General features: G+C 61.5%; 17 protein-coding genes and 5 pseudogenes. 3 read left to right on the top strand and 19 right to left on the bottom strand.

Annotated features, from left to right (window positions below):
* Positions 1–3 precede the first annotated feature (3 nt).
* The 4 genes and pseudogenes from WJW29_RS16895 to WJW29_RS16910 all read right to left on the bottom strand — a co-directional run bounded on the left by WJW29_RS16895 (position 4) and on the right by WJW29_RS16910 (position 4,759).
* A pseudogene (locus tag WJW29_RS16895) lies at positions 4–1,057 on the bottom strand (DNA methyltransferase).
* Positions 1,050–2,155: pseudogene (locus tag WJW29_RS16900) on the bottom strand (hypothetical protein). Before WJW29_RS16900 ends, WJW29_RS16895 begins: the two co-directional pseudogenes overlap by 8 nt.
* 22 nt (positions 2,156–2,177) lie before the next feature.
* Complete coding sequence (locus WJW29_RS16905; RefSeq protein ID WP_011409450.1) at positions 2,178–3,581, bottom strand: nicotinate phosphoribosyltransferase; 1,404 nt, start codon at positions 3,579–3,581, stop codon at positions 2,178–2,180.
* A 122-nt stretch (positions 3,582–3,703) separates the two neighbouring features.
* On the bottom strand, positions 3,704–4,759 hold the full coding sequence (locus WJW29_RS16910) for a bifunctional nicotinamide-nucleotide adenylyltransferase/Nudix hydroxylase (protein WP_011260326.1): 1,056 nt from the start codon (positions 4,757–4,759) through the stop codon (positions 3,704–3,706).
* A gap of 67 nt (positions 4,760–4,826) precedes the next feature.
* Between WJW29_RS16910 and WJW29_RS16915 the strand changes: the two genes are divergently transcribed.
* Positions 4,827–5,786, top strand: a complete 960-nt coding sequence (locus WJW29_RS16915; RefSeq protein WP_041182274.1) for an endonuclease/exonuclease/phosphatase family protein — start codon at positions 4,827–4,829, stop codon at positions 5,784–5,786.
* Between the two features lie 291 nt (positions 5,787–6,077).
* On the opposite strand, the gene WJW29_RS16920 is transcribed toward WJW29_RS16915, so the two are convergent.
* The 8 genes and pseudogenes from WJW29_RS16920 to WJW29_RS16955 all read right to left on the bottom strand — a co-directional run.
* On the bottom strand, positions 6,078–8,237 hold the full coding sequence (locus WJW29_RS16920) for a carboxy terminal-processing peptidase (protein ID WP_171970776.1): 2,160 nt from the start codon (positions 8,235–8,237) through the stop codon (positions 6,078–6,080).
* Between the two features lie 522 nt (positions 8,238–8,759).
* Positions 8,760–9,854, bottom strand: a complete 1,095-nt coding sequence (locus WJW29_RS16925; protein WP_011260329.1) for a BsuBI/PstI family type II restriction endonuclease — start codon at positions 9,852–9,854, stop codon at positions 8,760–8,762.
* Positions 9,851–11,662: an Eco57I restriction-modification methylase domain-containing protein gene (locus WJW29_RS16930; protein WP_041182275.1), complete on the bottom strand. Its 1,812-nt coding sequence runs from the start codon at positions 11,660–11,662 to the stop codon at positions 9,851–9,853. Before WJW29_RS16930 ends, WJW29_RS16925 begins: the two co-directional genes overlap by 4 nt.
* A 94-nt stretch (positions 11,663–11,756) precedes the next feature.
* On the bottom strand, positions 11,757–11,906 hold the full coding sequence (locus WJW29_RS16935; protein WP_155296183.1) for a hypothetical protein: 150 nt from the start codon (positions 11,904–11,906) through the stop codon (positions 11,757–11,759).
* Positions 11,907–12,920, bottom strand: a complete 1,014-nt coding sequence (gene lipA, locus WJW29_RS16940) for a lipoyl synthase (RefSeq protein ID WP_011260331.1) — start codon at positions 12,918–12,920, stop codon at positions 11,907–11,909.
* A gap of 14 nt (positions 12,921–12,934) precedes the next feature.
* Positions 12,935–13,633 carry a lipoyl(octanoyl) transferase LipB gene (gene lipB, locus WJW29_RS16945; RefSeq protein WP_011260332.1) on the bottom strand — a complete coding sequence of 233 codons (699 nt, stop codon included), beginning with the start codon at positions 13,631–13,633 and terminating at the stop codon, positions 12,935–12,937.
* Positions 13,621–13,899: a YbeD family protein gene (locus WJW29_RS16950; RefSeq protein WP_011409453.1), complete on the bottom strand. Its 279-nt coding sequence runs from the start codon at positions 13,897–13,899 to the stop codon at positions 13,621–13,623. Before WJW29_RS16950 ends, lipB begins: the two co-directional genes overlap by 13 nt.
* Positions 13,900–14,025: 126 nt before the next feature.
* Positions 14,026–14,676 (bottom strand): annotated as a pseudogene (locus WJW29_RS16955) (peptidoglycan-binding protein); the annotation flags it as partial.
* Here WJW29_RS16955 and WJW29_RS16960 point away from each other — a divergent pair.
* Positions 14,632–14,751, top strand: a pseudogene (locus WJW29_RS16960) (DUF2219 domain-containing protein); the annotation flags it as partial. The pseudogenes WJW29_RS16955 and WJW29_RS16960 overlap by 45 nt on opposite strands.
* Before the next feature lie 213 nt (positions 14,752–14,964).
* On the opposite strand, the gene WJW29_RS16965 reads toward WJW29_RS16960, so the two are convergent.
* The 7 genes and pseudogenes from WJW29_RS16965 to WJW29_RS16995 all read right to left on the bottom strand — a co-directional run bounded on the left by WJW29_RS16965 (position 14,965) and on the right by WJW29_RS16995 (position 22,236).
* Positions 14,965–16,170 carry a D-alanyl-D-alanine carboxypeptidase family protein gene (locus WJW29_RS16965; protein ID WP_011260334.1) on the bottom strand — a complete coding sequence of 402 codons (1,206 nt, stop codon included), beginning with the start codon at positions 16,168–16,170 and terminating at the stop codon, positions 14,965–14,967.
* 500 nt (positions 16,171–16,670) lie between these two features.
* The gene (locus WJW29_RS16970) at positions 16,671–18,086 is read right to left on the bottom strand and encodes a septal ring lytic transglycosylase RlpA family protein (RefSeq protein ID WP_011260335.1); all 1,416 of its coding nucleotides are present in this window, start codon (positions 18,084–18,086) and stop codon (positions 16,671–16,673) included.
* Positions 18,083–19,222, bottom strand: coding sequence for a lytic murein transglycosylase B (gene mltB / locus WJW29_RS16975; RefSeq protein WP_011260336.1), 1,140 nt, complete (start codon positions 19,220–19,222; stop codon positions 18,083–18,085). Before mltB ends, WJW29_RS16970 begins: the two co-directional genes overlap by 4 nt.
* A gap of 268 nt (positions 19,223–19,490) precedes the next feature.
* Positions 19,491–19,961 (bottom strand): annotated as a pseudogene (locus WJW29_RS16980) (glycosyl hydrolase family 28 protein); the annotation flags it as partial.
* Entirely contained in the window at positions 19,853–20,284 is a 432-nt protein-coding gene (locus tag WJW29_RS16985) for a phage late control D family protein (protein WP_012444104.1), read from the bottom strand. The pseudogene WJW29_RS16980 and the gene WJW29_RS16985, both read right to left, overlap by 109 nt.
* Positions 20,285–20,447: 163 nt before the next feature.
* The gene (locus tag WJW29_RS16990) at positions 20,448–20,990 is read right to left on the bottom strand and encodes a hypothetical protein (RefSeq protein ID WP_125168765.1); all 543 of its coding nucleotides are present in this window, start codon (positions 20,988–20,990) and stop codon (positions 20,448–20,450) included.
* On the bottom strand, positions 20,962–22,236 hold the full coding sequence (locus WJW29_RS16995) for an N-acetylmuramidase domain-containing protein (RefSeq protein ID WP_011409455.1): 1,275 nt from the start codon (positions 22,234–22,236) through the stop codon (positions 20,962–20,964). The genes WJW29_RS16990 and WJW29_RS16995 overlap by 29 nt, the downstream gene beginning before the upstream one ends.
* Before the next feature lie 294 nt (positions 22,237–22,530).
* Here WJW29_RS16995 and WJW29_RS17000 point away from each other — a divergent pair.
* Positions 22,531–22,804 (top strand): transposase (locus tag WJW29_RS17000; protein WP_146762055.1); only part of this gene is annotated, 274 nt, incomplete at its 3' end.

Genomic DNA, 22,804 nt, shown 5'->3' on the forward strand with positions numbered 1-22,804 from the left:
GGGTCATGGCAACGGCGGTTCATCCGCTGGCAATTGCAGGTCCACCTGCAGACGGCGGCCATCGGCGCCGATGCGCTCGGCGCGCAGATAGTGGTGCTTACGCACCACCGCCAGCGCCACCGCGGCACGACAGGGCTCGCCCCACAGGCTCAACGCAGAGCCCTGCTGCAGCCAGTGGGTCAGGCGGTCCCACAGCGCTTGTTCGGCGCGCAGCATCAGGTCCGGCCCCTCCGGCACCAGCGTCGGCGACTCAAGCCAATGTGCGTAACTTCCATGTGCCACTACCGGCACGCCCTGCACCTGTCATGCCTGCAGCAACTGCGCGGCCTGCTCCAGATCCGGCCGGGCACGACTGTTCTGGAAGATCGGCGCATATTCGTGACTGCGATTGCTCTCGGCGCTTGCGTGCGCCAACCCTGCTGCAGGGCGCTGGTAGCACAGCACCCGCTGCTCGCGCAGGGTAAAAAAGACTGGCCAGGATGCGGCCCACGTCCCACGCCTGCGGAATCACGCGCCCGCCGACCACCGCGTTCTGCACCATCGCCACGCCCACGCCATCAGGACGCATTCGCTTGCGCAGCGCATGGAACACCGCACGCATGCCGGTCAGATAGCTGGCGTAATCGCCACTGGCGTAGAGCTGGCCGAGCAACACGTCGCCCCGCCAGTGCCAGCCGAAATACGGCACGTTGGTCAGGTACAGGTCGAGCGGCGCAACGGGCGCCGTATCGGCCAGGCTGCCGACCACCACTGGCGCTACCGCCGCATGCTGCTGCAGGCGCGCGCGTGCCAACTGCGCGCGTGCCGGATCGATCTCCATGCCATGCGCGTTGCGGCCTTCCAGCGCCGCTGCCGGCAAGGTGCTGCCGAAGCCACAGAACGGGTCGAACACCTGCTCGCCCGGCCGGCTGAAATGGCGCACGAACGGGCGCATCTGATTGAACCACCCACAGTCGCGCCCGTTCAGCGGGTCGGCCGCGCGCAGATCGGCAGGCAGCACCCAGGCGGCATCGTCCAGCGTCGGCGTCCACCAACTGCGCTGATCGAACTCATCCATCGGTGGGTTCCCACAACACATCGGCAGCCGCATCCCAGCCCGCACACAGACGGGCATGGCAAAAAACACCAGCTTGTAGAGATCGCCGCTGGCGTGGCGCGTGTGCATTGCGGCGTCGGCGGCGCTTTCGAAAACCACCTGCAGGCCGGCGTCGTCGCGCAGCCGCACATTCCAGAAGTAATCACCTTCGGTCAGGCCATCGGGTTGCCAGCGCGACCACCAGGGCTGCTGCATGCGCTCGTCCAGCAAGGTGTCCACGCCAACGCGGTGCTCGCCGATGTAGCGCAGTGTGCCGTTGCTGCGATAGGCATCGTCCAGCCGCGACACTTCTCGAAAGATCACCTGGCTGGCGCCACAGCTGCGCGCGCAGGCGATGTACTGCGCAATGGCGTCGGCGTTGTCCACGCCACCGCGCTGCACGAGGCAGACCCATCGCAGCGGCAGCCGTGCTGCCAGTCGCCGTGCCGTCTGCACGAAGGCCGGCACATCGGCGATCGGCGCGTCGGGGCGAAAAAGCATGATCGCATCGTTGCGCTCCTGCAACGGATGATGACGCGACAGCTCGATCCAAGACAGCCCGAAGGCAACCAGCGCATCCATCAACTGCGGACCGTGCGCACGCCAACCCGGCACCATTGCTGTACAGCACACGCTGCTCGACACGCGGACCGTTCGGTGTGGTTGCCGGGGTCTGCAGCAGGGTCTGCAACCAGGCCGCATCGTCGGTCATTTCCAGACCGGACAACGAATACGACAGCGGCACATCGCGCAGCAGCTGCAAGACAGCGCTCACCTGCTGGACATACGCAGGCCCAGGTCGCAACGTCGCTGCCGCACGACCGCCGCCATGCTGCCATGCTGCCGCAGGTTTTCCGAACAGAATCCGCAACGCACCGCACATGGCCGCACCGAGGCATACGGGGTGAAGGTGATCGGCAACGCCGCAAGATAGGTGCGCGCGCCGATGCGCAGTGCATGCCAGCGGCTGGCGTCGGCCTGCAGCGGCACGCGCCGCTGCAGGCTGGGCGCTGCGGCGCGCAGACGCGCCAACAGCGGTGAAACAGGCAACACGGAGATGTCGTCGATGGACGCGTGCATGGCGAACCCTGCACGCCGCGCATCAGCGACGTGCGGCATTGGCACGCACGCGCACCTGCTCCAGCGTCCACTCCTGCTGCGACACGCCGTTTTCCCACACCGTCACCAGCGCATCTTCGCTGTCGGCATGCGGGCCCACCTCATCGAGCAAGGCGCTGCGGTAACTGCCATCGTTACGGTTGCGCAGCAAGGTCAGGCGACCGCGCTTGCTCTGCTTGCCCTGGTCGGTGATCGGGTCCTTGTAGACATCGATCCACTGCCCGTCCACGCGTACCGCCGAGCACTTCAACGCAAACTTCTGCGTGTCGCGGTCCACCTTCTGCAGCAAGGCACCGCCCATGCCGAAAGCGACATTGTCGGCGGCATAGCCGGCGGCGGTGATGCGTTCCAGGATCGCGCGCAGCGAGGTGGGGTTGATGCCATCGCCCTGGATCACCCGCACGTGGTTGAGCACCTTGTAGCCCTTGCCATTGACTTGATGGCCGAACGCCTCGTCCAGCAGCACCAAACAGTGTTCGACCACATCCACCGGGTCGCCGGAGTCCGGACGAATCACCACCGTTGCACCGGAGGCGATGACGTCCTCGCGCAAAGTGGTGCCCCAGTGTTCGCGAATGGCGCGATAAATGTCGTAGCTGTCCGACACCACCGCCACGAGCGAACCCGGGCGCGCGAATTGCGTCAGCATGTTGCGATACGCATCCACCTCGCGCTCGCGGCCCCAGCTGGTGATGGTGCTGTGCTCGGCAGCGGGAATCGAATACCCCGCCACTGGCGTGTGGTAATGCGCACGCGCCAGCAGCAACGCCGACAAGGTATCGGTGCCGAGAAAATTCACCAGATGCGCGGCACCGCCCAAGGCAGCCGAGCCAAGACTGGACACACCCCGCGCGCCGAAGTCGTGCAGCTTGAAAGGCAGCTGACCATCCGCATCGTCGCTGGTGCGCTCCAGATAGTCGCGCACGATCTGCTTCACCTGCCAGCTCACCGTGGCCACCGTCACTGGGTACCACACGCGCAACAACAAGGTCTCCAGATACGACGGCACCCAGAACGCCTTGGGGTCGGTGGATTCGATCGTCATCAGCACGTTATGGGTTGGCACCACCGCGCCTTCAGGCACCGCGCGGATGCGGATCGGCAACTGCCCGCCGAGCCGGTCGACGATATCGCGCCAGCCGGCTTCGTTGAACGGCTCGCCGTGCGCGGCCAGCAATTCCTTCGCATCGTCGATGTCGGCGTGCGTCACCGGCCGGTTGATCGCTTCTTTCAGGATCGATTGCAGGCCGAAGAAGACGGTCTGCTCGTACAGGCCACCGCGCGATTCGACGTAGAAGAACGAGGCATCGGTGCCGGGCGGATACTGCAGCCAGTGGCTGGCCTTGTAGCTATCGGTATTGAGCAGCAGGTTATCGAGGTAATGCATGACGGAAGCCCCTTCGCGTCGAATGAACCAGCGGTCTGTCCGCCGGCGGGAGGTCACGGTTCAAGCAGTCACAGCGCGTGCGGCCCTGTTGTCTCGCTGGCAGCATGCGGCCGTTTGCGCTCTCAGCCACGGCCCAGGAAGAATTCAAGAATATGCAGGTGGTCTTCGTACAGGCGCGGACCCATCGCCATGACTTCGGCAATCGGAATCCAGCGTGCTTTATCGGCATCGTCGCCACCGCGTACCGCAGGCAATTCGCCGGCTGGAAACTCGAAGTGGAACGCATGGGTAATGGTGCGTCCGCGCTGGCTGCGCTCGGGGTGGTCGAACACCTGCCGGCCGCGCAACGAGCCCTTGAGCACCGGCACCGGCAACTTGAGCCGGGTTTCTTCGCGCAGCTCGCGCAAGCAGCAATCCAGCAGGCCTTCGTCCTGGCCGACAAAACCGCCCGGCAATGCCCACAGTCCCTTGCCCGGCTCGGCGCGACGCCGCACCAACAGCACATGGCCCGAGTGCACCACGACCGCGTCGGTAGTGACGAACGTCGGCGGATACGGCGCGTCTTTCCACGCCGCGCGGTATTGCTCGATGAAACGGTATTCGGCCACCAGCTGCGCGTAGCTGGGCGAATTACGCCGGAACGCTTCCAGCATGTCGTACACCGGGGCCGGCACATTGCCGCGCAACATCAACAAGCCGCCGTGGAACCCGATATCGCCGGCTTCGAACAGGTAGCGGCGCAATTCGGTGGCAGACAGCGTGGCAGTGTGTTGCACATCTTCCAGCGGCCACTGCGGAAACTCACGCAAGTAGTAGCTGCTGGCATCTTTGTCCATGCCGATCAGGCCGATGTTCGCATCCAGCGTGCCACCATCGGCTTGCACTGCCTCGGCAACCTGACGCTGCACTTCGGCGATCCACAGGCTTTCGTTGTAGAGATGGTCGCGTAACGGGCGCACGATCAGCCGCGCAGTTTCGTCCGGCAGCGCAGATTCGATCATCACCGCGCGCTCGGCGACGGTCCACGGATTGCGAATGGTGCGGGGCGTGTCGGCCGAGCCGATCAGCATGATGAGCTTCTTCGCCTTGCCCAGCGCGTGGCGGGCGACGGCGGCGTGGCCGTTATGAAAGGGCTCGAAACGCCCGATAAAGACGAGATAGTCGTACGGTGTTGCCATGAGAATCCCTCACGGTTGCGTGGTCAGCTGGCGGTCTCTCCGCCAGCATGGTGCAAATGCTACGCCGATGCGCGGCGACGTCAAGCACCTGCGCAATGCACTGACACAGCGGTCATGCTTGCTGGCTAGACTTGCTGCCTGTCTTCTGGAGGATCCACTACATGCCACGCTCATCGCTACGCGTTGCGTCGCGTTGTTTTTCGCCGCCATCCTCGCGCTATGCATCACGCTGCCGGCCTTTGCCGCGTCCGCGCCGGCACCGTTGCGGGTGATGTCGTTCAATGTGCGCGTGCCAATGGACAGCGATGGCGACAAACGCTGGACGGTGCGGCGGACCTCGATGGTTGCATTGATCAAACAGGCCCATCCCGATGTGTTCGGCACCCAGGAACTGGTGCAGGAGCAGGCGCAGTATCTGGCCTCGCACCTGCCTGCCTATCGCTGGTTCGGCAAGGGACGACGCGCCGATGGCAGCGATGAACATATGGGTGTGTTTTACGACAGCAACGCACTGAGCGTGATCGAATCAGGCGACTTCTGGTTATCCGAAATACCCGAGATTCCCGGCAGCAGCAGTTGGAACACCGACCTGCCGCGAATGGTCACCTGGGCCTTGTTCGAGCGCCGCAACGACAAGCGCCGTTTCTATCTGCTCAATACCCACCTCCCGCATCGCGATCAGGATGAAGCCGCACGCGAGCACGTCGCTCGCGTGATTCTCTCGCGCATCGCAACGCTGCCTGCCGATATTCCGGTAGTCGTCACCGGCGATTTCAATAGCGATCCCGATCAAGGCACCTACCGCACGCTGACTGCCGTGCTCGGCGATGCGCGCGCGCATGTGGCAAAGCCGCAGGGCCCGGAAAAGACCTTTCAGAATTTCACCACCCAGCCCACGCGACGCATCGACTGGATCTTGTTCCGTGGGCTGACACCCACCCGTTTTTCCACGCTGGACGCGCGCTCCGGGGGTATCTTGCCGTCCGACCATTACCCGGTCTTGGCCGCATTTGAGTGGCCACAGTGAGCCGCCGACGCATGCAGGTGTTTGCGTTGCTGATGCTTGCCGGCAGATGCCGCTATTGCACTACTGACGCGTGCTAGCGCGGTGTCACCGTGGTGGCGATAGCAGCCTGGAGTGAGCGCAGGTCGAGCATGAGCTAACCCTCCACCAGCGCAGATCGTGTTTGCAACGACGCTACGCAATCACTACGCAGCGCATATCGCTCTCACAACGACATGCCGCCAACGAAAATGCCACCGCAGTGCGGTGGCATTTTCGTTTTCAAACACTGTCAGCTTCAACGAACCGCAGGCATCAATCCGCCCAACGCCCCGGCGCGGTCGACTTCGGCAGCACCTGGGCCGACAACGGCTTGTCCTGCGACAGCAAGCCCAGCGCGTCGGCCAGGATCGCAGCCGATTCATGCAGCAATGGATCCGGACGCTTTTCGGCAGCCTTCTCGCGTGCGGTGTCCTTGACGATGTCGCGCTCGTTACCGGTCAAGCCGTCGTCGCTGTCTTCGGCAAGCGGGTCCAACGGCAACCCGAGTTGCTTACGGATCTGCTGGCGATCCTTGCGCTGCTGATCCTGCTTCTGACGTTCGGCGACGCGCTCGGCTTCATTCAACGAAATGTACTTCTTGGCTTTTTCATCGCGAAACTGCTTGACGTCTTCTTCCCACCACTGGAATTCCTTGTCGGTGGCGATGCGTGCGGTGTGCAGGGCCTGCAGCTTGGGCAGCAGCGGCGCAAAGTTGCCGTACTGGGTGTGCGGCGCGGCAGCGATGCGCGTCCATGGCAGCGCGTTGTCGTAGGTGCTCTCGCCGAATTCGGTGGCATCTACGCTGGCCGGGAAGACGATATCCGGCACGACACCCTTGTGCTGGGTGCTGGAACCGCTGACGCGGAAGAACTGCGCGATGGTCAGCTTAACCTGCCCGTAGCGCTGCCCCTCGGCAGCCGGCCAGCGATCCAGGTCGACGATGTTCTGCACGGTGCCCTTACCGAAGCTGGTTTCGCCGATCACCAGACCACGACCGTAATCCTGGATCGCACCGGCAAAGATTTCCGATGCCGATGCCGAGCCGCGGTTGATCAACACCCCCAACGGCCCGTCCCAGGCGACCTTGGGGTCGCTGTCGCCATTGACGGTGACGCGCCCGCCGGATTCACGCACCTGCACCACCGGACCCTGCTCGATGAACAGGCCGGTGAGTTCGATTGCCTCATCCAGCGAGCCGCCGCCGTTGTTGCGCAAGTCCAGCACCACGCCGTCGACCTTGTCGGTCTTGAAACCGGCCAGCAGCTTGGCGACATCGCGGGTCGCCGAGGCGTAGTCGGTCGCATTGCGACGACGGCCTTCGAAATCCTGGTAGAAGCCCGGCAGCTTGATGATGCCGATGCGACGCTGCGGCTCGGTGCCCGTGGCCGGCAAGGTGATGGTTTCGCCCTTTGCGGCCTGTTCGGCCAGACGTACCTTCTGGCGGGTCAGGGTTACGGTGCGGTGCTTGCCATCGATGCCCGATTCAGCCGGAATGTATTCCAGGCGCACCTGGGTGTCCTTGCTGCCGCGGATCTTGGCCACCACGTCGTCGATGCGCCAGCCGATCACATCTTCGATCGCGCCAGTCTTGGTCTGGCCCACGCCGACGATGCGATCGCCCGGCTTGAGCGTGCCATCCACCGCCGCCGGACCGCCCGGGATCACCTCGCGGATCACCACCATGTCGTCCTGCTTCTGCAGCTGCGCACCGATGCCTTCCAGCGACAGCGACATCTGCTGATTGAACGTCTCGGCAGTACGCGGCGTGAAGTAATCGGTGTGCGGGTCGACGGCATTGGTGTAAGCGTTGACGAAGAACTGGAACACGTCTTCGCCCTTGAGCTGCTTGACCGAATCGGCCAGCGCCACGTAGCGCTTATCCAGCGTCTTGCGGATGTCGTCGGGCTTCTTGCCGGCCAGCTTCAGGCGCAACCAGTCGTTCATGACCGACTGGCGCCACAGCACATCCAGCTGCTTGTCGTCTGCAGCCCATGGCACGTCCTTACGGTCGTACTCGAACTTGTCGTTGCCGCTGAAATCGAAGTCCTGCTTGAGCAAATCGAGCGCGTATTTGACGCGTTGATCGACACGCTTCTTGTAGAGCGAGAACACCTGGAAGGCCGGCTCCAGATTGCCACCGCGCAGTGCATCGCCAACGCCGGCCTGCAGCGGAGCAAAGCTGTCGATATCGGCCTGAGTAAAGAACTGCTTGCCGCCGTCCAGCGTTTCCAGATAGCGCTTGAACACGTCCTTGGACATCGCCTCATCCAGCACGCGCGGCCGATAGGCATAGCGGCTGTCGGAGAGCAGGCCGTAGACGAGTTTGGTGGCCGTCGCCTGGTCGGGCGTGGCGGCGGCAGGCAACGCGGTATCGGCGCGCGCGAGCAAGGCCATCGGAGTGGTCAACACCAGCGCCAGCAGGCCGGCCTTCATGGACACAGGAACGTTGTAGGTCATCGAATGGCTCTCGGCACAGGGCCGATGAAAGGAAGGCGGTAAACGGATCAGACAGCATGACAGTGCCGAAAGTTGCTGGCGTTGTCATCCACTGACCGAATCAGCCTAGCGCCGGGCCCGTAGCGGATTGTGAACGAGACCGTACCCCGCAGCTGCGCGCCGCATGGGTCAGAAACGATTCGGCCCCGCGCAGCGCGCAGGACCGGAAGGGGTTTTGTTCGACTGGAATTGCCTGGTGTGACCGCCCGCCGAAAAATGGCGGGGGATCGACGGCTCGTCTACCGACAGCACGCAGGAACGGCTGCTCCGGCGTGCCAACGAGCAGCGCCGCAACGCAGTGCGGATCCGACCGCCGATCGCGCACTCGCCTCAGCGATCATCCGACCGCCTGCCACTCACTGTCAATTCCAACGGTAATTTTTATTGCACAACGATCTATTGGATTCAGTACATCGCTACTCGCGTGATGGACGAGGGTGGGCAGAAATAAATAGGTTGTTAAACGCCGTGCATCAACGTGCTCAACGGAAGCGGCGAGGTCGCTCCGTTGTGCAAGGCGATGATGTGCTCGGGCTCGGAAGCAAACCAAGCGAAGGAGTGCCAAGCGAGCTCGGCTATTGTCTTTTTGAAAGCCGCGTTGGAGCGGTCTAGATAGGCCGTCACGAAGGCTACCGTGTCCGGCTTGAAACCGGCATCGGCTGCAATCTGCATGAAGGCTTCTTGCCGTTGCATCGTGATTGGCCCATCGGTCGCGACAACTTCGATGAACACCAGAAGGAAGCCCGGTGCGCCACCACCGCCTAGGTCTACAAGGATGATGTCTGGCAAGTTGCGGTCGGCTGTAATTTTTAAGTTCAGAGACTTGGCAAGTTCATCGTCTCTAGCGACGACTTTCGCGCCGCTCTCGCTCACCCATAAAACGGCTGGCTGCGTGAGGAAGCGAGCGGCAAATTCTTCAATGACCCCTTTCGAGATGACTGAGCTCGGGCCGGGTGCCATCCGGCGCGTTTCGCGGTTTGGAAAGGTCACTATTACATCATCACCTGTTGTCACAGCACCACGCCGCACAAGTGCGACGCGCGCCATCGCCGATGCTGAAAGGTGAGCTTCCTGCCAAGCAGTGATGGATGCGGCCAGGTCGTCTCCAGCAAGTGCAGGGTCAAATAACGCTGCGAAGTCAGTCTTGAGCGCATAGCGCGGCAGGCCAGAGGTTGTTGGCAACCCTGCCCGCTCTACCACAGCGTTATTCGTGATAAATCCTTGGCGCAAAGTCTCGTCGCGAAGGGGCTCGCGACTGTTTTCCTCGTACCAACGTTGCCCAGCTACTCGAAACCCCGGCTTCATGGCTCCGAAGCCGTAGGCTTCTCGCACTGCATCGTCACTCAGCAGTGCTTGCTCGACCGTCATACGCATCACATGTTTCGGCGCAAGCCATCGGTCAGTGCCTTCGACTGCCCCGATGTATAGCATCACAAACACCGCCGAGGCGGCCATTTCCCGAATGCAATAGTTGCGATTGGGAGTGCCGTCCTGAAAGATGAGGGGCAGACGCTGGTGAATGGTTAGCCGGTCGACGTAGGGAGGCAAGCTCACGCTTCACCTTCTGTCGCATACAGATTGGCGCAGGCCTTCTCGACACTCGCGCGCGTGACTTTGCTGCCAACCAATTTCTTCAGGTCGCTTGCTGTGGGGAGGGGCAAATTCTCAAGCTCGTATGCAGAAACCGCGACGCTACCGCTCAGGCAACGGAAGGCCCGATCGGCGGCCTCGCTGTTGAGAAACGCCGCAAGCAACGCAGGCGACACCGCTGGATTTTCCACGGTCGGAATCATCATATTGAGGTGGTTCTCAATCGTGACGCCGGCGTGCCGCTTGATGAACGATGCCGGCATCTCTGCAGCGATGAGCCGGCGAGCTTGCTCTTTCGCTGTTGTCCGCTGGAGCAGAACGCAGGGCTTGCGAACGACCAGCCAATCGTTACCAGGCTGAAGGCGTAGAAACGGCTTGTGGTTCCGCTTTTCTGCTCGGGGAACGAAACGACCATCGCTGGTCACGCTTTCAGCCCATACGAGAGGCACGGTGCCAGCTTCTTCGTGGTCGCACAGTTGCGGCTTGAATCGGTTCCACACGAGGGGGCCTGTGCTTACTTTGTAGCCCCAATCTGCCAGGCGCGCCGACATGGCGCGCAGCCTCTTCGCAAGCTCTGCTTCATCGGTGTGCCGGGGCAGGAACCACGGGGCCGTTGCTTTCCGCGGTAAGGTGAAGTCGCCAGCGGGCTCAGCTTTGACCGGCACGCCAGGCTGCGCTTCGATGAAGGACACAACAGCGCGGGCGCGCTTTGCTCCTTTGCGATAGGTGGCTAGGACTGTTTCCTGCAGCACATCGTCGAACACACCCTTGCGTGCCGTCACGAAGTCCAGCGAGACCGGGGGAGCTTCCTTGTGCAAGACGGCGCGCAAATTCTTGAAGTACTCCCCGGCAAGGAAGCTCGATGGCGTCAGGAATGACACTAGGCCATCGGGCTTTGCCAGCCGCACGGCCAGATCCATGAACAGGCCGTATAGGTTAGCGTGACCGTAGAGGCTTCGCGAAAAGTATTCGCGCCTTTCAGCGGCCAGCTTCAGCCTGCCAAACGGCGGATTGCCGACAACCAAGTCGAAGCCGTTTATCTTTGTGATGGAGAGGCTATCGCATACGGTCACAACAGCGGACGGTCTCCGGCCGCAAGCCACGATGAGTGGCAGCGCTGCTGCTTCGACGAACACCTGGGCCATCCAGGCCGCAAAGGGATCAAGCTCAAAGCCGCGCAGCCTGGCAGAGAGATTGTGCATAGCTACTGCTGGCGAACAGTCCACGATGGACTTCAGTAGTCGCCGGGCCGCAGGCACAAGGAACGCGCCTGCTCCGGCTGCTGGGTCGAGCACATGGGCACGCGACCAATCTAGGCCTGCCGCCTCTGCTTGGTCGAGCAACCGCTCGGCCAATGCTGGCGGGGTGTAAAAAACGCCCCGCTCCGAACGCCACTCACTGGGGAGGAGCGCGGTGTAGAGTAGCCCGAGGTTAGATGCAGCGTCTTCGACAGACAGGCGCGCAATAGCTTGCCCAAACTGGCTTGCGGCGCGGCGACCAGCTTCAGGAAGGTCGCGCGCCGCGTTCGGGGGGGGCTGCACGGCCAGTCCTGAGCCAAGCTGCTCCCAATAGGCTATGACGGCGTGTGCCGTGATGGCTTCAGCAAACGCGAGCTGTGAGCGCTCAGCAGTCGCCTTGCTTTGTGTTCGCAGAACCGCTCGCAGATACGAAGGTGAAGGCAGTTCGGCAAGCGAAGGCAGTGGCTCTGTCAGTAGTGGAGCTACGTTTGCGGCGGCGTCTAAGGTCATCATTTCGTCTCCGGCAGCGGCCATTGGGCAGCGATGTACTTCTCGGCGGCGTCCCGGATAACCCAGGCAACCCAAACCTTTATTCTGCTTCGCTATGGCTTGCAGCGTCTGGTAAATCTCAGATGGTCGTCGACCAGTGATTCGAGATGGCCGCGCCGAGCTTGCCGATGAACTGGATGCTTTTGCGCGCCACTTGATCGCGAGTAGCGATGTCCTGAGTCCAATAGATCGTTGTGCAGTAAAAATTTCCGTTGGAATCGACACTCACTCAGGCAGCAACACCAGCGCCAGCGGCCTGGCGGTCGGCGTGATACGACGAACGCACCATCGGGCCGGAGGCGACATGACTGAAGCCCAGCGCATTGCCGTACTCCTCCAGCGCCTTGTATTCCTCCGGCGTCCAGTAACGCATCACCGGGTGATGGTGCGGCGTCGGCTGCAGATACTGGCCGATGGTGATCATATCCACATCGTGCGCGCGCAGATCGCGCAAGGTGGCCTGCACCTGCTCCATCGTTTCGCCCAGGCCGAGCATGATGCCGGACTTGGTAGCAATTGACGGATGCTGCGCCTTGAAGCGCTGCAGCAGCGTCAGCGACCACTGGTAATCCGCGCCGGGGCGCACGTTCGGGTACAGATCCGGCACGGTTTCGATGTTGTGGTTGAACACGTCCGGCGGGCTCAGCGCCAGGATGTCCAGCGCGCGGTCCATGCGGCCCTTGCCACGGAAATCCGGCGTCAGAATTTCGATGCGGGTATTCGGCGAACTGGTCCGGATCGCCGAGATGCAGTCGACGAAATGTTGCGCGCCACCGTCGCGCAGATCATCGCGGTCCACGCTGGTCACCACCACGTATTTCAGGCCCATGTCGGCCACGGTGATGGCCAGGCTGGCCGGCTCGTTTGCGTCAGGCGGCTTCGGCCGGCCATGCGCCACATCGCAGAACGAGCAGCGCCGTGTGCACACCTCGCCCAAGATCATGAAGGTCGCGGTGCCGTGGCTGAAGCACTCGTGGATGTTCGGGCAACTGGCTTCTTCGCAGACGGTGACCAAGCGATTTTCGCGCAGCTTGGCCTTGAGGTTCTGCACGGCATTGCCGGACGGAATCCGCACGCGGATCCACGACGGCTTGCGCAATACCGGCGCATCGACGAACTGCACTGGCGAGCGATGGATCTTGTCGCCACCGATCTGCTTGACGCCGGTCTGCAACGGCGCAGGCGCGGCGGTGTCGCCGGAGACGACCTGCAAGGGGATGGAACGGGCGGTAGGCTGGGTCATGACGGTACGGGCGCTCAGGCCGGAAGCGAAAGGTCGGGCAATGCGGAAGCGGGCTGCAGCACGAGGCCGAACTGGCGCGCCAGTTGCTCAAGCAGCACCGCCTTGACGGCGTCCATCCCGGAGGGGCCGCCCAAGTCTAGCACCGAGGTCACCTGCAGGCCCTGGTAGCCACAGGGATTGATGCGGTGAAACGGCTCCAGATCCATGTCCACGTTCAACGACAACCCGTGGAAAGTGCAGCCACGCCGCACGCGGATGCCGAGCGCAGCGATCTTGGCCCCACCTACATAAACGCCGGGGGCACCGTCGCGACGCTCGGCCACGATGTTCCATTCGTCCAGCATGCCGATCAGTGCCTGCTCGATCTTGCACACGTAATCGCGCACACCGATCTTGAGCCGACGCAGATCCAGCAGCGGGTAAACGACCAATTGGCCAGGGCCGTGATACGTGACTTGCCCGCCACGATCAACCTGCAGCACCGGAATATCGCCGGGCGCCAGCACGTGCTCGGGTTTGCCGGCCTGGCCCAGCGTAAACACCGGCGCATGCTCGACGACCCAGACCTCGTCGGCGGTGCGCTCATCGCGCGCATCGGTGAAACGCTGCATTGCACGCCACACCGGGCCGTAGCTCTGATGACCAAGATCGCGCAACTGCGCAGGCAGGCCGACCGCAGAGCTCCTCACGGGCTCGACCGCTACAGCGTCCACTTCACTTCCGGATGGTCGCGCAGTGCCTGATGCGCGGCATCGAACTGCTCGCGGCTCTCGGCGCGGAAGCCGATCTTGACCGAGACATATTTGCCGCTGGACGAATGCTTCCAGCTGACGCTTTCCTGCAGCAGCTCCACGCCGGTGGCGGCGAGCAGACGCGGAAGTTCGGTTTCCAGCCCGCGCTCGGCAGCGCCCATGGCGCTGAGCTCGAAGGTGCCGGGAAACTGGAAGCCGTGATCGGGGTTGTCGGTGCTGATGTCCATCCGCTCATTATCGGGCCGGAGATGGGCAAACCCAAGCCCACCATGCGCGGGATGGGACAGCGGAACCACTTGGCCCCGCTGCTTCACGTCAGTGCGATCACGCCTGGCGCAGATCTCTCCAACGGCTCACTTGGACAGTTCCAGCATGGCCGAGGAGACCCAGCCGCGGTTGCCCATCTCGTCTTCCACTTCCCACATGACGCCTTCCTTGGTGCCGGTGGGGTACAGCATCATGCCCGGCTCCAGCGTGCGCACAGCTGCGCCGGTGCCCTTGGCATTGCCCAACAGACGCCCTGCACGCGTGACCGTGACCGCCTGCTGCGTGTTCGACGCCGCCGCATTGCCGGACAGCCCGCCGAGCTGGCTGACGATGTCGGTGTAAGCCTGCAGATATGCCAGCGTGATCACCTGGCCGATCTCGGTATTGGCGTAACCCCCAGCACCGGCCTCGCCGTAGTCGCCGCCGCTGAAGACGTTGCCACGCGCGCCCCAGCCCAGATCGGTCTTCTTGGCATTGCCTTCAGCCATGGCGACCTGTTCGGAAGAACGCACATCGGTGATGGTCAGCACCACGTCGGCAGTCAGCTTGCTGAGGTTGAGACCACCGACCAGGTTGCCGGCATTGCCGCCCACCAGGCCACCCAGCATGCCGGCAATGGCGCTGCCGCCGGCATTGTGGTTCTGCGAAATGCGGTTCGGCGTCATCACATAATCGGCAGCGCGGATCTGCCCCTTGCCCATGTTGGAACGCGCGCGCAGATCGCCATTGGCCGCTACCACCGCATCCGCGAATTCGACACCCAGCGCGAGACGCCGGTGTATGGCAGTTTCACGATCAGTCGGATGCTTTGAGGGCTGGGATTGGGGAGTCGTAAGAGCGGGCCAGCGATGCGTTTTGTTCGCTTGCCAGCCTAGATGTTTGATCGTGCTTGCCGGGACTTGGGACTTGGGATTCGTAAAAGCAGCGCGGGGCTTCGCCGCTGCCCTCGCTTTTGCGAATCCCAAATGCCCAATCCCCAATCCCGCAAACAAAAAAGCCGACGAAAGCCGGCTTTTTTGTTTGAATTACTCCGACTTCCACCACATCCAGAACGCATCCCAGAGGCGCTTGAAGAATCCGCCCTCTTCGACCGCGTTGATGGCGACCAGCGGGGCCTGGGCGATGACCTTGCCGTCCAGGCTGACCTTCACGGTGCCGACTTGCTGGCCCTGCTTGATCGGTGCCTGCAGGTTCTTGGGCACTTCCATGCTGGGCTTGAGGTCGTTGTAACGGCCGCGCTGCAGGCTGACCAGCAGCGGCTGTGCGACGCCGAGTTGCACTTCGTCCTGCTGGCCCTTCCAGACCTTCTGCTTGGTCACGACCTTACCGGGCGCGTACAAGCTGTGGGTTTCGAAGAAGCGGAAGCCCCAGTTGAGCAGAGCCAGGCTATCGGTGGCGCGCTGTTCTTCGGAACTGTCGCCCATGACTACGGCGATCAGGCGCTGGTCGTCACGCTTGGCCGAGCTCAGCAGGCAGTAGCCGGCCTCGGAGGTGTGGCCGGTCTTGATGCCGTCCACTGCCGGGTCGCGCCACAGCAGCCGGTTACGGTTGCTCTGCTTGATGCTGCCGACCTGGAATTCCTTGATCTTGTTATAGGCGTAGGTGTCCGGGTAATCGCGCACCATCGCGCGGCCCAGCATGGCCAGATCGTAAGCGCTGGAGTGGTGCCCTTCGGCGCTCAAGCCGTGCGCGTTGACGAAGTACGAATCCTTCATGCCGATCTTGGCGGCGTAGGTGTTCATCAGCGAGGCGAAGGCTTCTTCGCTACCGGCCACATGCTCGGCCAGTGCGATGGCGGCATCGTTGCCGGACTGGATCGCCATGCCTTTTTCCATGTCTTCCAGACGCGCCGTCTGGTTGACCGGGAAGCCGCTGTAGCTGCCGTCGGTGCCCGCACCGCCCTCGCGCCAGGCGCGCTCGCTCATCATGACCTGGTCGTCGCGCTTGACCTTGCCGTTCTTGATTTCGGCAGCGACCACGTAGGACGTCATCACCTTGGTGATGCTGGCCGGGGCCAGCTGCTGGTGGATGTTCTCACCAGCCAGCACCTGCCCGGTGGCGTAGTCCATCAGGATCCAGGACTTGGACACGGCCGGTGCGGGTGCCGGTGGTACCGGCAAGGCGGCCGGGGCGGCAGCCACGGCGGGAATCGGCTGCGGCGCAGGTGTCTGGGCGCAGACCAGGCCGAAGGCGAACGTGGCCACGGCAGCGGCGGCGAAGCGGAATTTCATTGAAGAACGACTCCTGACGGGCCCGAAAGCCGGGCAATGCGAAATTGTAAGGCGCTATGGCGATCAGGGCGACGCGTCGCAGGTTGCACGCGCTTGCGCAGTTCAGCGATGGCGGCAGCTTGGGCACCTGAGGCGAACTGTCGGGGAGGCGCCACCTACGGCGTGGACGTCGCCTGCAGCGCGTTGGAACGGGCCACTGTTGCGCTCAGTGGTTCGCTGGATGCAAACGGCGCGGTGGATAACGATGTGCACGATGGGAGTATCAATTCCGCCCTTGGCCGGCGCGCTGCAGATGCGCGGTGTCCGCCAACCAATCTGGATTGCCCCAGCGGTTCCATTGCAGCCAATGCAGCCAGCGCGCGACTGATGTGCTGGTGCCTGATTGGCTGACGCAATCACCGGCGCGTTTGCGCTTAAGCAAGACGACCTAGGCGGCTGGCGCGCAAACGACCAATGCGCTCGCGCTTCATTCCCTAACGCAGTGACCGCCTCGCCCGCGACTAATTGGCCACGATCTGCGGGCGGCCGAAACCGAGGCCGGCGATGCGCTGGGCGATCTCCGAGGCATTGGCGTGGTCGCGTGCATTCACGCGCAGGCGCCACAGGGTGCGCCCGCCGCTGACGATGTCGCTGACGCTGGCACCGGCAATTCCCGCCGACGCCAATTGCGACAGCGCGCGATTGGCATTTTCGCGGCTGGCGAAGCTGGCGACCTGCAGCAGGATGTCGCCGAGTGCGGCTTCGGCCACGCTGGGAGCCTTGGCGGGCACTGGTTCGGCCTTGAGCGGACGCGAAGCCGTGCTCTCAGACGGCTTGACCGGCGCCGCAACTGCGACCGGCGTCGCCGCGGCGGGCACGGCAGCAGGGGCCGACGACGTCGGGCGCGGGACCGCAGCGGTTGGCTTGCCGGTGGCCACACGCACGCCTTGCGCCTTCATCCAGGCATCGAAGTTGTCGGCATTGCCAGGCTGGCGCGAATCGGCGACGCGGTAGCGCCAACGCTCGCCCGCCGGAATGACCGGTGCACCGGCAGTGGGTGCAGCGGCAGTTGTGGCGACCGCGGTGCCGGCACCTGTCGCGACTGCACGCGGCGGCACGGTACGGGTGGGCAAACGCTCTACCAGGCCATCGATCTGGCTGGCGCTGGCGGCCGGCCGTGCCGTGGCAACGGCAGTCGTCACAGGTGCCTGGCCACTGCGGCGCTTGGCGAGCAAATTGCCATTGTCGGCTTCGGTCAGGCCACGCACTTCAACATTGCCGGTGCCCTTGCCGGTGATCCCCAACTTCACCGCCGCGGCGTAGCTCAGATCGATCACGCGGCCGTCGTGAAACGGGCCGCGGTCGTTGACGCGCACCACCACCGACTGGCCGGTGTCGGTGTTGGTGACCAGCGCGAAGCTGGGCAGCGGCAAGGTCTTGTGCGCGGCGGTGAAGGCGTACATGTCGTAGACCTCCTTGTTGGAGGTCAGCCTGCCATGGAACTTATTGCCGTAGTAAGAGGCGGTGCCGCGTTCGACATAGTCGCCAGGGTTGTCCATCACCACATAGCGCTTGCCCAGCACTTCGTACGGCGAGCGATTGCCCACCGCCGAGCGCGGCTCGTTGGTGACCAGCGGTTCGGGAATGCAGGCCACATTGGGCACATCATCGGGCGTGGTGTCTTTCACACCCGGCTTGTACAAGCCGCCAGCGGTGTAATCGCCGCGCGTGGACGGGTCTTCCTTGGCTGGCGCATACGGCGAGGTAGACGGGCAGCCGGTGGCGACATATGCCGGCCCCTTGCCTTCGACCTTGACGCCCTTGATCGCGCCGCTGCCGTTGCTACCGGCGGTCTTCTTCGGTGCGCTGCTGCAGGCCGCAAGGCTGAGCATCAGTGCCATCGGAATCAGCCACTTGGGGCCTGCAATGCTGTTCATGCCGGGGGTAACTCCTTGCCGGCGATGGCCTCGGATAGCTGGAACACGGCCATCGCGTACATCTTGGAAATGTTGTAACGGGTGAGTGCGTAGAAGTTCTGGAAGCCCAGCCAGTACTGCTTGCCGTTGGCGTCGTCCAGGCTGATCGGGGTGGCGGCGCTGCCCGCGACCACCGGTGCGCTCGGGTGATACCCGCGCGCCGACAAGTCGGCCAGCGTGTACACCGGCGACCAATCGGCAGGATTGAATTCTTCATGGCCGGCAGCCAGCGTGGCCGGTACCGCGACCTGTCCGTCGCGCACCCAGCCGCCCTTCTTGACAAAGTAATTGGCGATCGAGGCGAACATGTCGTTGTAGTCGGTGAACAGATTGCGCTTGCCGTCGGCATCGCCGTCGACACCGAACTGGCGATAGCTGGACGGCATGAATTGCCCCATGCCCATCGCGCCGGCATAGCTGCCGATCAAGCTGGTGACGTCGAGTTGCTCTTCCTTGCCCAGCGCGAACAACTGGGCGAGTTCATCGCGGAAAAACAGTTCGCGGCGCACTTCGCGTTCGAGCTTGGCTGGGTCGCCACTGCGCGGGTAACGAAACGCCAGCGTGTACAGCGCATCCAGCACGCGATATTTGCCGGCGTTGCTGCCGTAGCTGGTTTCCACCCCGATGATGGCGACGATGATCTGTGCCGGTACACCGGTGTCCGCTTGCACCTTGCTCAGCTCGGCGCGGTGTTCGGCGAGAAACTTGCGGCCGCCGTCGATGCGCGCCTGGGTGATGAACATCGGCCGGTATTCGTTCCACGGCTTGACCCGTTCGGCCGGGCGCGACATGGCAGTGACGATCGCGTCCTTGAACTGCGCCTGCGCCAGCACCGCCTCGATCTGCGCGGCATCGATACCGTACTTGGCGGCGGTGTCGCGCACGAAGTTGGCGCGGGCGATCTCGAACGGCACCGGGGTCAGGTCGACCGGCGGAAGCGCGGGGGCTTCAGCAGCGGCACTGGCGGGCGCGGCTGGCGCAACCGTTGGCTTGGCCGGCGGCGCGCTGGCGGCCGGTGGCGGGGACGGAGGGCTGGGCTGGGTCGCGCAGGCGACAAGGCCGAGGGTGAGCAGGCAGGTCAGAGTGCGTCGAATCATCGGTCAAGGGTAACAGACATCAGATGAACTTCTGGCAATAAGACCATGAAACGCAAAGACTTTAGTCAAAGTCAAGCCTGCCGCGTTTGCGGCAGGGGATTCGGGATGGGGGGATTGGGGATTCGGTGGTGCCTGCGGGCGGAACGTTCCAGCGCGCGGCGGTGGTGATGTGTGGGGCCGCAGCCCCATCTGCCATGTTGAAAAACGTACGTTCGCGGGTCTGGCGCCCGCGGGTCTGGCGCGGCCGGTCGCGGCCGCGCCAGCGAGATCACAGCGCGGGGAAGCGCGGTGCACCCGAGCAGGTGGGCACCGCGCCGCCGACCTCCACGGTGCCGGTGGTGACGCCGGTCCCCGACGGCGTGACGGCGCTGTTGCTCAGCCCGATCTGTGCATTGCTGGCAGTGATCAACGCATCGCTTTGTGCCACGTTGGCCAATACCAGATCCAGCGGTGTCTGCGCATCAAAGCCTTTCAGGATGCAGCCCTTGCCGCCAGCGTCGTTGCTGGTTGTGAGCCCATCGACCACGATCTGGCGGAAGGTCGGTTTGGTGCCGCTGGTTGCGGCGGCGTAGAACGGATTGATCACCAACGGGCTGCTGACGCCGTACAGGCAGGTGTTGCGATAGGTGATCAGACTGACCGGGCCGCCCTTGGCGAGGCTGGTCTTGATGCGCAAGCCGCTGTTGTCGGTGCTGCGGTTGCCCGCATCGTCGGTGGACACCAGCGCATTGGTGTCGACCCGACGTCCGGGCGCTGTGCCTGCGGGTCGAAGACCACCAGCGTATGGGCGGCCTGCTGCTCGCCGTCGGCCTGCTCCACGCACCAGGCCAGGCCGGCATCGGCCAGCAGGCGGGTGGCGAAGTCCCAGTCGCTCTCGCGGTACTGGGTGGTGATCGCGCGTGCGGGCAGGGTCTGCTGCACGTCGAAGCGGAACAGCGCCTGCGGATAGGCGGCAAACAGCTGCTCGCAGATCGCACGCGTGTCCAGGTCCTGGAAGATCACCGCATTGCGGCCCAGGGCCGGCAGCGCCGTCCATGGCTCCATGGTCAGGCGATAGCGCATAGTGCAGCGGACACAGCAGCCTGTTAAGTTATGTTCCGCTTATGGCTTTTTCGCAATCAACGGCACGCGGGAGAGCCTCTATACTGTTTAGTTGCTGGCATGATTCAGGGGCATAGTGCAGCGAATACATCCATATACCCATCCAAACGCTTGAGCTCTCCGATTAATCGTTACTTGGAGAAATTTGATTTTTCCCTTCCAATCGGCTTAGTGATCCAATCTGAGTTGACTGCTCTCCTTTGATTGATAAGTTTTTATTATTGGTTTCTACCAATATTCCAACGCTGTAATTTTTTGGCGTTACGGTCCATTCTTGAAATATAGAATAATTGACCCCATCATTATCGAAATCTAGAGAGTACTGTCCTTCCGCATCGTTTTGCGCGCCTCCGCCACGAGTATAACTGTCAAACTTAAAATTCGACCAAGAGGTTTTATCCTGCCGCGCCGGGAAAGTCATTTCGACATCTTTCCGCGTACCGAAACGATAAACGATATAGCGATCATTTGTTCCAGTACATACCGAAGCTTTCTTCGATTTTTTTGATGTCGAAAATGATATAACTGTATTCTCTGAAGATAGGCAAAGAGAGCCATCCTCCTTGTAATTATTCTGGGCGCACGCCGGTAAAATTGATGCATGCAGCAGCATTGTTACTAAGGCAGATATGCTTACGCTATTTTTTGCTTGTGCGCGTGTAGTCATTGTAATATTTCTCGATATTGGTTGCATAATCTGGATTGATATGTCTCCAGCTACCACCATTGTGGCCTTCTGCAATCTTTTCGTAGTCTTTATTTTGAAGGCCCTCAAGAAGAGTTGGGTTTGATTTTGCAAATTTTAAAAATGCTTTCATGTGTTCCGCGTCACTCAAAGACATGGCCTTGGTAAATTCTTTAACTGATGCAAAGCCAGCGACCTTATAATTGAACCCCATAATCTGAAATTTACCCCAAGAGCAAGATTGCAATGCTGCCTCTTGGTTTAGCTTGTAGGCTATAAGCAGCCTCTTGTATTGGTGAATACCGGGCGAGCCATATATGTCATCTTCTTGAACGATATTACCCGTCTTCTTTTCCACATACTCGCCTTTCTTATTTTTTTTGGCTCGTTTGTACGCGGGGCCGCAAATATTGGGGTGCGTCGCTTCGTAAGGACTAGGCTGCTTCTTGCTAGGATTTGTAAGTTTTCTAAACCAATGTCGCTCATAAAGAATTGCAGGGATTTTATTCCCATCCAAATCAATAAATGAGGATTGAGACGACTCTTGTGTTGCGATAGCAAAAATCAGGCCCGGCTCGCATCTGAGTTCTTTGGCTGCGTCTTGGATATCTTGATCGGAAAGCTTCGCCCCAGTGTAGCGGTCAAGAAAGTCTAGCTCAACATCCTGTTTATCAATAACAATCAGAGGGTGTCCATTCTTATCTCTGCCAATTTTTTCGCCAGCTTCTGATGCGCCATCATGCCTATCAGTTTTGGCTTTGAATCTAATTGACGGACTTTGAGCAGTAACTATTTTTCGCGAGGCGGCAATATAGGTCTCATATATCTTTTTGAAACCTCCTCCTGCGCGTGCGACGCACAACTCGATCGTGTCATTTATATTTCCGGTAATTACCTCTGTCAGACCATACTCTGTGGTCTTGCCATTTATCTTCCTTCCGGTCTCTTTGTGGATTATTTGATAGTTTAAGTCGCCAATTGCATTCAATAATCGATCCAGCAAAACAAATTGAACTGAAGTTGGCGGGGGAGATTGAGGTTTTGTTTCCTGGCTTGCCAATGACCATGCCTTTTTATTAGGCATTTTTAGCTGTTGGCCTGTGCGAATAATATTCGGATTCTTGATATTGTTAAGTTTGGATATTTCTTCTACAGAAGTCCCATGTTGCCTTGCAATGCTATCAAGTGAATCGCCGCTCTTAATTTTGTATAGGGCAAGATCATTCATCAGGATTCCTCATCAAATTCCAAGTCATCATCCAGCGCTTCATCAAACTGCCAATTCCCTTCTTTGACGAAAACCGTCAAATCCTCCTCTTTTTTATCAGTATAGAATCGGGAGAATTGGTGGAGTCGTTCGGATGCTGAAAGTTCAACGCGGGAGCCGTTGTTATTTAAGACATCTGAGGTTAAATTTTCACTAAAAGTGAACCTGATTAGCCCCATCCCTCAGCCGCTAGTTGCAGGATCTGCGACGCTGCGGTTGGACAATGACCCCAGCTCAAGGCAACGGAGGTGGGAGATGGGCATCAATCTCGTGCAGTTTCAGCCAGGCTTGTCGCTGAGCGAGTTCATGGATCGCTACGGAACCGAAGCCAAGTGTTACCGGGCGTTGTATCGGTGGCGCTGGCCGAAGGGATTTCGCTGCCCGCAGTGCGACGGCCGCGCGCGCTCGCGCTTTCGACGCGCTGATCAGGTCTACTACCAGTGCCGGGGGTGCCGGCATCAAACCACCTTGCGTGCCGGCACGCTGTTGCAATCGAGCAAGCTGTCTTTGCGCCTGTGGATGCAGGCGA

The organism is Xanthomonas sp. JL1, from assembly GCF_038405005.1.